This window comes from Sphingorhabdus sp., from assembly GCF_044357595.1.
GTDB lineage: Bacteria > Pseudomonadota > Alphaproteobacteria > Sphingomonadales > Sphingomonadaceae > Sphingorhabdus_B.
The window spans coordinates 1-9,746 of record NZ_JBIKPH010000096.1 but is presented as its reverse complement, the minus strand read 5'-3'; the positions used below and the strand labels follow the sequence as shown (position 1 = coordinate 9,746).

Sequence of the window (9,746 nt, the reverse complement as noted above, 5' to 3'; positions counted from 1 at the left end):
AATCAGCCCTGATGCTGCGGCAAGAATATGCGGTGTACTGCGATAATTCTGCTCAAGCTTAATCGTCTTTGCGCCCGGGAAATCCTTTTCAAAGCGAAGGATGTTTGCAACCTCCGCTCCGCGCCATGAATAAATGCTTTGGTCATCATCGCCGACACAGCATATGTTTTTGCGCTTCTGCGCCAGCAGCCGTAGCCAGAGATATTGGACCGCGTTCGTATCCTGATATTCGTCGACAAGGATATATTTGAACTGCGCCTGATATTTTTCGAGGATGTCGCGGTTGTTTTTAAGCAGGTTTAGGCCATGCAACAACAAATCGCCAAAGTCGCAGGCGTTCAATGCAAGCAGACGTGCCTGATACAGCGCGTACATATGCTTGCCCTTGCCATTGGCGAAGGCTTCATTGTCTGCAGCGTCTAAATCCGCAGGCGATTTGCCTGCGTTTTTCCATTTGTCTAGCAGACTCGCCAACCCGCGCGCGGGAAAGCGTTTTTCGTCCAGATCCTCGGACTGGATAAGCTGTTTCAACAATCGAAGCTGATCATCGGTATCGATGATTGTAAAGTTACTCTGTAATCCAATGACTTCAGCATGGCGGCGAAGTAGCTTTGCACCAATGCTGTGGAACGTACCGAGCCAAGGCATCCCTTCAACGGCTGATCCGACCATTGCACCAATACGTTCGCGCATTTCGCGTGCGGCTTTGTTGGTAAAGGTGACCGCAAGGATTTCCGATGGCCATGCTTGGCGCGTGTATAAAATCTGGGCCATCCGTGCCGTTAACGCCGCAGTTTTTCCGGTGCCTGCGCCCGCCAGCAGCAGAACTGGCCCCTCTGTGGTAAGCACGGCTTCACGTTGCGGCGCGTTCAACCCGCGCAGCCATGGCGGTTCCGTTTCGGACGGATCGTTTTGGACCTGAATATCTGACATAAGGCGAACAGTTAGGGAACGGCGCGATGAACCGCAAGCGCTGTTCGGCGTGTTGGCGGAACTATTACATGCCGCAAAGCAGGCGCGCGGCTAAATTCCTTCGGGACGTAAAAGTGTTAGCCGCGCCTTGCCAACATTACGGACGGTGTCGACTGTGAAACCTTTCACCTCAACATCTTCCTTGATGCTGGTTTCGACGCTGATCCATGCGGATGGCGCAAACCAGCCAAAGCGGACAAGCTTGTCGAGCGCTACAGAGCCTGCGCCGCTTAAATAAGGCGGGTCCATTAGAACAATGTCGGCAGGCTTGATGGCGGTACCCAGTGACAACACAGATGATTTGCGCACGTCGCTTTGATCCTTGGCACCTAATTTCGAGATGTTTGTTTGAAGTGCATCTAGCGCAAGCGCGTCCTGCTCGACAAAGGTGCAATGCGCGGCACCACGCGACAATGCCTCAAGCCCAAGCGCGCCAGATCCTGCAAAAAGGTCAAGAACCCGCAAATCTTCAAAAGACCCTAGCCGGCTCGTCAGCATCGAAAACAATGTCTCGCGCGTGCGGTCTGCGGTTGGACGGGTCGTGTCGCCTTTTGGCGCGATCAACGGCCGCGAGCGCCACTGGCCGGAAATGATACGCATTATTTCAGCGTCTTTCGAAATTCGATCAGGTCCACACGGCGCACTTCGCCAACCGTGCCAGGTGCAAGTTCGCCCAGCACGAATGGGCCATAACGCGTGCGGATAAGGCGGCTGACCTCAAGCCCCAAATGTTCAAGAACGCGGCGGACTTCGCGGTTCTTGCCTTCGGTCAGCGTCATTTCGACCCAGCCATTGCGGCCAGTGCGGCGTTCCAGATTGGCATCGATTTTGCCATATTTGACCCCCTCAATCTCGATGCCGTGAATGAGTTCTTCTAGCTGTTCCTGACTGACATCACCAAAGCAGCGCGCGCGGTAGGTGCGTTCAACGCCGGTCGATGGCAATTCCATCTGGCGTTTGAATTCGCCATCATTGGTTAGCAATAACAAGCCTTCGGTGTTTAAATCGAGCCGACCGATGGGCATCAGGCGCGGCAAGTCCTTGGGCAAAACATCATAGATGGTCTTGCGCCCACTAAAATCGCGCTCAGCGGTTAGGCAGCCTTCAGGTTTGTGGAACATGTAAAGCTGGGTTGGCGCGGGCTGACCCACGGCCTTGCCATCCACAGCGACCCCGTGCAGCGATTTCAGCAATGTTGCGGGCGTATCCACCTTTTCATTGTTCAGCGTTACCCGGCCATCGGCAATCATACGTTCGATTTCGCGCCGCGACGCAACGCCAGCGCGCGCCAGCAGCTTTGCGATGCGTTCTTCACCGTCTTTGCGTTCTAATGCGCCCTTGCTCAGGCCGGCATTTGGGTTGGGTTTACGCGACGGTTTGCTGTCCCAACGCAGACGTGGTGGCTTGGTAGGACGGGCAGGTGCTTTTGACGGAGGTTTAACCATGTCGCGCCTTTGACGCATATTGCTTCAAAAGTCACTGGCCATTCAGGAAAATGCCGTTAGTCATCGTCGCAATGTATTCGGAGGGGGCCGCATGTCAGTCGATTTAATGCGTTTTATCATTTTTGCGGGCATCTTGCTTGCCCTGCCATTGATTGCGCTAACCGTTCCTACATTCCGGCCCTATCTGCGCAAAAACCCCGTTATCACCTTCCTGCTCGGAATTTCCAGCGGCTTTCCCCTGACGTTGCTAGTAGCAACCATGACATTCTGGCTGGCTAAAGTTGGTATCGACACGGCTACGATCGGTTTTGCGGTCGCATTAGGTATTCCATATACCATTAAGTTTCTCTGGGCCCCGTTGGTCGACAAGTTGCATCTGCCTTTTCTCACCAAGCTGTTGGGCCAACGGCGCAGCTGGTTGTTCTGTGTGCAGGCCTTGCTCTTCGTCTCGATCTGGCAATTGGGCGCGAGCAATCCGCAGCCTGGTGACATGGGAGAGTTCGCTATATGGGCGCTCATCACCGCGTTTCTGTCGGCGACGCAAGACATTGTCATCGATGCCTATCGTATTGAAATATTGGAAGATGAAGAATTCGCGCACGGCACGGCTACAAACCAATTTGGCTATCGCACAGGCAATCTGATCGCGGGTGCAGGGACCATCTATTTTGCCTCGCAAGAGGGGCTAGGGCTTGGCTGGTCAACGGCTTATGGCCTGACCGCATTCTGCATCATTCCTGCGATTATTGGCGCGTTATGGGCTGGCCCGGGCAAGTTTGTTGATCGCTTCGCACATGTAGAGGGCATGAAGCCAAAGCAGTGGCTGACTGAGGCAGTGGTCAACCCATTCCGCGAATTTTTGACACGGCATGGCGCGTTCCTGATCCTTGGCTTCGTGCTTGTCTACAAGGTTGGCGATGCCATGGGGCAGGCGATGTTAAGCCCGATGATCGTTGACCTGGGCTTTTCCGATCTGGATTATATTTCGGCGAACAAATTATGGGGCTTTGGCGCGTTAATTATTGGCTCTGCCTTAGGCGCTCCTTTCATCCTGTGGCTCGGCATGGGGCGTGCATTGCTGATCTCCGGATTGTTAATGATGTTCTCCAACGTCATGTTCATGATCTTGGCTGCCACAGGCAACAGTTACTGGATGATGGTCGCCGCTATTTGTACCGAGAATTTGACCAGCGGCGTTGGTCTGACAGTGTTTGCTACCTATTTGTCCGGGCTCTCAAGTATTGCGTACACGGCGACGCAATTCGCACTGCTTTCATCGTTCGCTGGCGTTGGCCGCACGTTCATGGCGGGGCCAGCAGGCATCGTAGCGGAAAATGTGGGATGGGTTGGCTTTTGGGGCTTCACCGTCGCGGCAGCAATCCCGGGCATGGTCTTGCTCTGGCTGCTGTGGAGTAAAGGCTATGTCGTCCAAGGCATCCACCAAGTGGAAGCCATCAACGAAAATGCGCTGAAGGAACCTGTCGGCCCCTTACGTATTCTTGGCTTTTTGTTGATTGTGGCGGGACTTATCGGGCTATTACTCTCGCAACCGCTTGAGTTTGCAACCAATCTCACATTGGCCTTTGCAGCTGTGTTGGTTGCAGGTGCATTGCTTGCGTGGAAGGGGCAGCCCAAGCGAGTGGCTTAGGCCCTGACTCTAGTCTGGGACCTGATCGTTAATTCTTAAAACCTCTCCAGCCAGATATAGCGACCCGCATATCAGGACGTTGCTTGGACCTTTTTGTGCTGCGCGCAATTCCAGTGCTGCGGTGACGTTGCTGGCTGGCCGCGCGTCTGCGATGTGCCGGCGGGACTGTGCCAATTTGCACAGATCCAATGGATCATGATGCGCATGCCCCGCTATTGGCACTGCGGTCAGCGTTTCAATTTTGTGCGCAAAGGGTGTGAGGAAGCCAATCGCATCCTTGTTCTCTAACATGCCGATAATGACATGCACGCTTGGGCCGTCTTCCAATGTTTTGGCAATCGCTGCGCCTGCGTCTGGGTTATGGCCGCCGTCCAACCAAATATGCGAACCATCCGGCAATAACTCGGTCAGGGGGCCTGCTGCCAGTAATTGCATCCTTGCCGGCCAGCGCGTCCACTCCATCGCGGCGGACAACGCCGCCTCTGGTATCTGGATCGCTGACTGATGCCGGAGCATAGCAATGGCCAAGGCGGCGTTATCCGCCTGATGTGCACCGGTCATGCGAGGCAGGGGCAGGTTCAGCTTTCCGGTGGCGTCGCGGTAATGGAGCCGCCCGTCATATACCGCCGCGTCCCAGCCTTCGCTGCGTGCGTGTAACACTGCGTTGTGCAAGGATGCTTGCGCGGCAATGGTGTTTGCCATCGACGCGCTATATTTCTGCGTCACTAAAGGCGCGCCGGACTTCGCAATACCTGCCTTTTCAAAGGCAATGCGGTCAAGCGGTGGCATGTTCGGCACGCCGTCCTCCGCCGCCAACAAAAACGCCTCATGGTCCAAGCCGAGCGAAGCAATGCCGCAAGCGTCGGGCTTAACTAGCACATTAGTGGCGTCTAACCGACCGCCAAGGCCGACTTCGACGATACATGCATCGGCCTTTGTCCGGGCAAAGGCACAGAAGGCGACGGCGGTGGTGACTTCGAAGAAGCTCGCTTGTAGTCCCTCTGCATGGTCGAGAACTTCGGACAGGAGTGCGGACAGAGTTGTATCATCAATCAACCGTCCTGCGACCCTGATCCGTTCGTTAAAACGCACCAGATGGGGGCTGGAATAGACATGTGCAGTCAGCCCAGCCGCCTCAATCGCGCCGCGCAGAAAGGCGCATGTTGAACCCTTGCCGTTGGTGCCTGAGACGTGGAAGACCGGAGGCAAGTGCTGATGTGGATTGCCAAGCCGTTCCAGCAGCGTAGCGATTCTTTCTAGGCCCAAAACGTCTTTGCCGGGCGACAGCATGGTCAACCGATCAAGCTGTGCCTGAACGGCAGGGTCAGTGGATGTTGCGTGGTCAGGCATGTGCTTGTCCTTTGTCATTCCCGTTTTCGCGGGCATGACAACAAGTGGTTTTCGCGAGATTGGGTTAAGCCGCCTTCTTCTCCGGTGCGAGATAGCCGATGAGTTGCGACAACACGCCGCGCAAGTCGCGGCGATGGGTGACCATATCGATCATGCCATGCTCAAGCAGATATTCGGCACGCTGGAACCCTTCAGGCAATTTTTCGCGAATGGTCTGTTCAATTACCCGCTGTCCGGCAAAGCCGATCAGTGCGCCTGGCTCGGCAATCTGTACATCGCCAAGCATGGCATAAGACGCCGTGACGCCGCCAGTGGTTGGGTCCGTCAATACAACGATATACGGCAAGCCCGCATCATGCAGCATCTGAATCGCCACGGTGGAGCGCGGCATTTGCATCAGGCTCAATATACCTTCCTGCATACGCGCTCCGCCCGCAGCAGTGAAAATGACATAAGGGCATTTCGCGCGGATCGCCGCCTTTACCCCGTCAATGAACGCCTCGCCCACTGCCATGCCCATTGATCCGCCCATGAAGGCAAAGTCCTGAACGCTGATGACGACGGTCTGCCCATTGATTTCCCCGCGGACGGTTTTCATCGCGTCGGTTTCGCCAGTGGCAAGGCGGGCCGCCTTTATGCGGTCGACATATTTCTTCGTATCTCTGAATTTCAGGGGATCTTCGCCGACGACGGGTGGCTTCAGAATAATGTAGCTTTCGTCATCAAACAAAGCGTCAAAACGCGCAGCAGGGCCAATGCGGCCATGATGGTCGCATTTGGGGCAGACCGACTGATTTTCCTCAAATTCCTTAAGGAAGATCATCGCCTCACAACCCTTGCATTTGTGCCAGAGTGTTTCGGCGGTCTCGCGCTTCGCGATGAAGGGAATAGCATTACGGACGCGGGTGACCCAGTTCATGTTCAGGCCTTTCTGGCTGCGACAATTGCGTGCTTGAGTGATGCCACATAATCGCGGACGGGACCAGCAGCGTTGGCGCCATGTTGGGCAACCAATTCGACAATGGCGGAACCAACAACGACCCCATCGGCGACACGGGCGATGTTGGCTGCTTGTTCGGGGGTGCGAACGCCAAAGCCGACTGCGACGGGCAAGTCGGTCTGGGCCTTGAGGCGGGTGACGGCTTCGTCGATACTCGTCTGCGCAGCAACTTGTAGGCCAGTGATGCCAGCCACGCTGACATAATATAGAAAGCCCGATGCGCCATCGAGCACAGCAGGCAGCCGCGCAACATCGGTTGTCGGTGTTGCCAAGCGGATAAGGTCGATACCAGCGCTACGAAGGGCTGCGCCAAGCTCGGGGTCTTCCTCGGGCGGAATATCGACGCAGATGACGCCGTCGACGCCAGCCTTGTTGCATTCGGATGCAAACCAGTCGCCGCCACGGATCGTCATCGGGTTGGCATAGCCCATTAATACCAAAGGCGTGTCCGGATGGCGTTTGCGGAAGGCGGAGGCGATTGCGAAGATATCCGCCGTCGTGGTGCCAGCATTCAAGCTGCGGATATTCGCTTCCTGAATAACAGGGCCATCGGCCATTGGGTCCGTGAACGGCATGCCAAGTTCAATGACATCTGCCCCGCCCGCCACGAGCGCGTCGAGATTGGCGGTGGTGTCGCCGTCACCCGCCGTGATGAAGGCGACGAGGGCTGGGTGCGACTTAGCGAATGCGTTGGAAAGGCGAGTCATATCACGACACCCTGAACGCGTTTCAACAATGGTGACTGAAGTTCCGGGGCAATCATATCTTCGTCCCCAAAGCCTCAGCCACAGTGAAGATATCCTTGTCACCGCGGCCACACAGATTGGCGAGAATAATCTGGTCACGGTCCATCTTCTTGGCTTCGCGCTCAACCGCAGCAATCGCGTGGGCTGGTTCTAGCGCGGGGATGATGCCTTCAGTGCGGCACAGTAATTGGAACGCAGCCAACGCTTCGACATCGGTCACGCTATCGTATCGCACGCGGCCGATTTCCTTCAGCCAGCTATGCTCAGGACCAATGCCGGGATAATCCAGACCCGCGGAAATCGAATGCGCTTCGGCGATCTGACCGTCTGCATTCTGCAGCAAATAGGTTTTGTTGCCGTGGAGGATGCCTGGGCGACCGCCCGCCAAAGACGCAGCATGTTCCTTGTCAATACCGTGACCCGCAGCTTCAATGCCGAGCATCGCGACGTCTTTGTCGTCGAGGAACGGGTGGAACAGCCCTAGAGCGTTTGAACCGCCGCCGATGCAGGCGACCAGCAAATCGGGCAGGTGGTTGATACGGCTTAACATTTGTGCGCGCGCTTCCTTGCCGATCACGCTTTGGAAATCGCGTACCAATTCGGGATAAGGATGCGGGCCAGCCGCCGTGCCGATGATGTAGAATGTGTCATGGACATTGGCGACCCAGTCGCGCAGCCCTTCGTTCATCGCGTCCTTTAACGTACCAGCGCCGCTGGTCACCGGAATGATCTCCGCGCCCAGCAGGCGCATGCGGAACACATTTGGCTGCTGCCGTTCAATGTCTTTGGCACCCATATAGATGAAGCAGGGCAGGCCAAAACGTGCGCAGACGGTTGCGGTGGCAACGCCATGTTGGCCAGCGCCGGTTTCCGCGATAATGCGCGTCTTGCCCATACGAATAGCCAGCAAAATTTGGCCAACGCAGTTGTTGATCTTATGCGCGCCGGTGTGGTTCAACTCATCGCGCTTGAACCAGATTTGCGCGCCTTTGCCCGCGGACGCATGCTTGCGGACTTCCTCGGTCAGGCGCTCGGCATAATAAAGTGGCGACGGGCGGCCGACATAATGTTCCAGCAGGTCATCGAACTGCGCAGCAAAGGACGGGTCTTGTTGCGCCGCACGATATTCGCGCTCCAGATCAAGCACGAGCGGCATGAGTGTTTCGGCGACATAGCGCCCGCCAAACTGACCAAAATGGCCACGCTCATCGGGTTGGTTGCGGAAGGAGTTCGGGGTGCGATCAGTGATTGTCATAGTCCCGCACCGCTTGGCAGAAGGCCGCAATCTTGTCCACATCCTTGATGCCCGGCGCGGATTCCACGCCCGACGATGTGTCCACCAGTTGCGCGCGTGTTTGGCGCAAAGCTTCCTTGACGTTACCGGCGTTCAGGCCACCTGCAAGACCCCATGGAAGCTTATGCTTGTGTTCTGTGAGCAAGGACCAATCAAAGCGCATGCCTGTGCCGCCGGGTAATGCCTGTGCGGGCGCATCAAACAAGATGAGGTCTGCTGCATCGACATATTCATCTGCATTTTTGAGCGATGCCGCGTTCTGAACACCAAAGGCTTTCCAAATTTCGATGTCTACGGTGCTTTTCAGGGTACGGAGCCATATAGCGGTTTCCGAGCCATGAAATTGCACTATATCGGGCTTTACGACCTCAATCGCTTTGGCGGTGAGACCGGGTTCCGCGTTCACCAGCAATAGAACAACTTTTAGCGAGGCTGGCGCGCGCATTCGAAGAGCGGCAGCTTTTTCCATTGGGACATAACGCGGACTTTTTTCATATAGATTGAGGCCAATATGGGTGGCGCCCGCTTTAGCGGCGGCATCCACCGTCACTTCGTCTTTGAGGCCGCAAATTTTGATTTGTGTGTTCATATTGGGCCCAATAGCCGACCATTTCACTCCCGTCATGCTGAACTTGGATGAAGGAGCCGTAACTGCTAGAGCGTGCCCATAATCGCCCGTGCAGCATCGTCAGGGGTATCTGCCTTGGTAATAGGCCTTCCGATGACCAAGACGCTTGCGCCGTCATCACGGGCCTGTCTAGGCGTCACAGTGCGTTTCTGGTCTTCGGCACTTCCGCCAGCGGGACGCAGACCGGGAACGACGAAGAAACCGTCCTTCCATGCCTTTTTAGCCGCCTTTACCTCATAACCTGAACATACGATGCCATCAAGGCCTGCTTCTTGCGCAAGTGCAGCAAGCCGGGTCACCTGAAGCTCGGGGTTATCGGATACCCCAATGCGGTTAAGGTCATGATCGTCAAGGCTGGTCAGTACGGTCACTGCAACCACTTTGGTGTGCAAACCCGCAGCAGCTTTGGCATCCTCCATCATCGCACGGCCACCCGCAGCATGGATGGTCACAATGGCGGGCTCAAGCACGTTGATCGCCTGTATGGCCTTTGCGACGGTATTGGGAATATCGTGCAATTTCAGGTCGAGGAAAATGGGCAGGCCCAATTTCTGCACCTCATGCACGCCGTGATGCCCGTTCGCGCAAAAAAACTCGAGGCCAAGCTTTATGCCGCCCACTTGTCCTTTGATTCGGCGCGTGAGTTCCAACGCATCGTCCAGA

10 protein-coding genes are annotated in these 9,746 nt (G+C 55.9%); 1 reads left to right on the top strand and 9 read right to left on the bottom strand.

Annotated features, from left to right (window positions below; translation table 11 throughout):
- The 3 genes from ACIQ2T_RS09700 to ACIQ2T_RS09690 form a co-directional block, all read right to left on the bottom strand.
- Positions 1-933: ATP-dependent helicase (locus ACIQ2T_RS09700; RefSeq protein ID WP_397590637.1), on the bottom strand; the 933-nt coding region annotated here is incomplete at its 3' end.
- 90 nt (positions 934-1,023) lie between these two features.
- A complete protein-coding gene (rsmD, locus tag ACIQ2T_RS09695; RefSeq protein WP_397590636.1) occupies positions 1,024-1,572 on the bottom strand; it encodes a 16S rRNA (guanine(966)-N(2))-methyltransferase RsmD in 549 nt (182 codons plus the stop codon).
- Positions 1,572-2,417, bottom strand: a complete 846-nt coding sequence (locus tag ACIQ2T_RS09690) for a pseudouridine synthase (RefSeq protein ID WP_397590635.1) — start codon at positions 2,415-2,417, stop codon at positions 1,572-1,574. Before ACIQ2T_RS09690 ends, rsmD begins: the two co-directional genes overlap by 1 nt.
- A gap of 91 nt (positions 2,418-2,508) precedes the next feature.
- On the opposite strand from ACIQ2T_RS09690, the gene ACIQ2T_RS09685 reads away from it, so the two are divergent.
- On the top strand, positions 2,509-4,065 hold the full coding sequence (locus ACIQ2T_RS09685; protein WP_397590634.1) for an AmpG family muropeptide MFS transporter: 1,557 nt from the start codon (positions 2,509-2,511) through the stop codon (positions 4,063-4,065).
- A gap of 9 nt (positions 4,066-4,074) precedes the next feature.
- On the opposite strand, the gene ACIQ2T_RS09680 is transcribed toward ACIQ2T_RS09685, so the two are convergent.
- The 6 genes from ACIQ2T_RS09680 to pyrF form a co-directional block, all read right to left on the bottom strand.
- Positions 4,075-5,415, bottom strand: coding sequence for a bifunctional folylpolyglutamate synthase/dihydrofolate synthase (locus ACIQ2T_RS09680; protein ID WP_397590633.1), 1,341 nt, complete (start codon positions 5,413-5,415; stop codon positions 4,075-4,077).
- A gap of 64 nt (positions 5,416-5,479) precedes the next feature.
- Positions 5,480-6,334: an acetyl-CoA carboxylase, carboxyltransferase subunit beta gene (gene accD, locus ACIQ2T_RS09675; RefSeq protein WP_397590632.1), complete on the bottom strand. Its 855-nt coding sequence runs from the start codon at positions 6,332-6,334 to the stop codon at positions 5,480-5,482.
- 2 nt (positions 6,335-6,336) lie between these two features.
- Positions 6,337-7,122: a tryptophan synthase subunit alpha gene (trpA, locus tag ACIQ2T_RS09670; RefSeq protein WP_397590631.1), complete on the bottom strand. Its 786-nt coding sequence runs from the start codon at positions 7,120-7,122 to the stop codon at positions 6,337-6,339.
- A 52-nt stretch (positions 7,123-7,174) separates the two neighbouring features.
- A complete protein-coding gene (gene trpB, locus ACIQ2T_RS09665) occupies positions 7,175-8,416 on the bottom strand; it encodes a tryptophan synthase subunit beta (protein ID WP_397590630.1) in 1,242 nt (413 codons plus the stop codon).
- Positions 8,403-9,044, bottom strand: coding sequence for a phosphoribosylanthranilate isomerase (locus ACIQ2T_RS09660; protein ID WP_397590629.1), 642 nt, complete (start codon positions 9,042-9,044; stop codon positions 8,403-8,405). Before ACIQ2T_RS09660 ends, trpB begins: the two co-directional genes overlap by 14 nt.
- Before the next feature lie 65 nt (positions 9,045-9,109).
- Entirely contained in the window at positions 9,110-9,745 is a 636-nt protein-coding gene (pyrF, locus tag ACIQ2T_RS09655; protein ID WP_397590628.1) for an orotidine-5'-phosphate decarboxylase, read from the bottom strand.
- Position 9,746 lies beyond the last annotated feature (1 nt).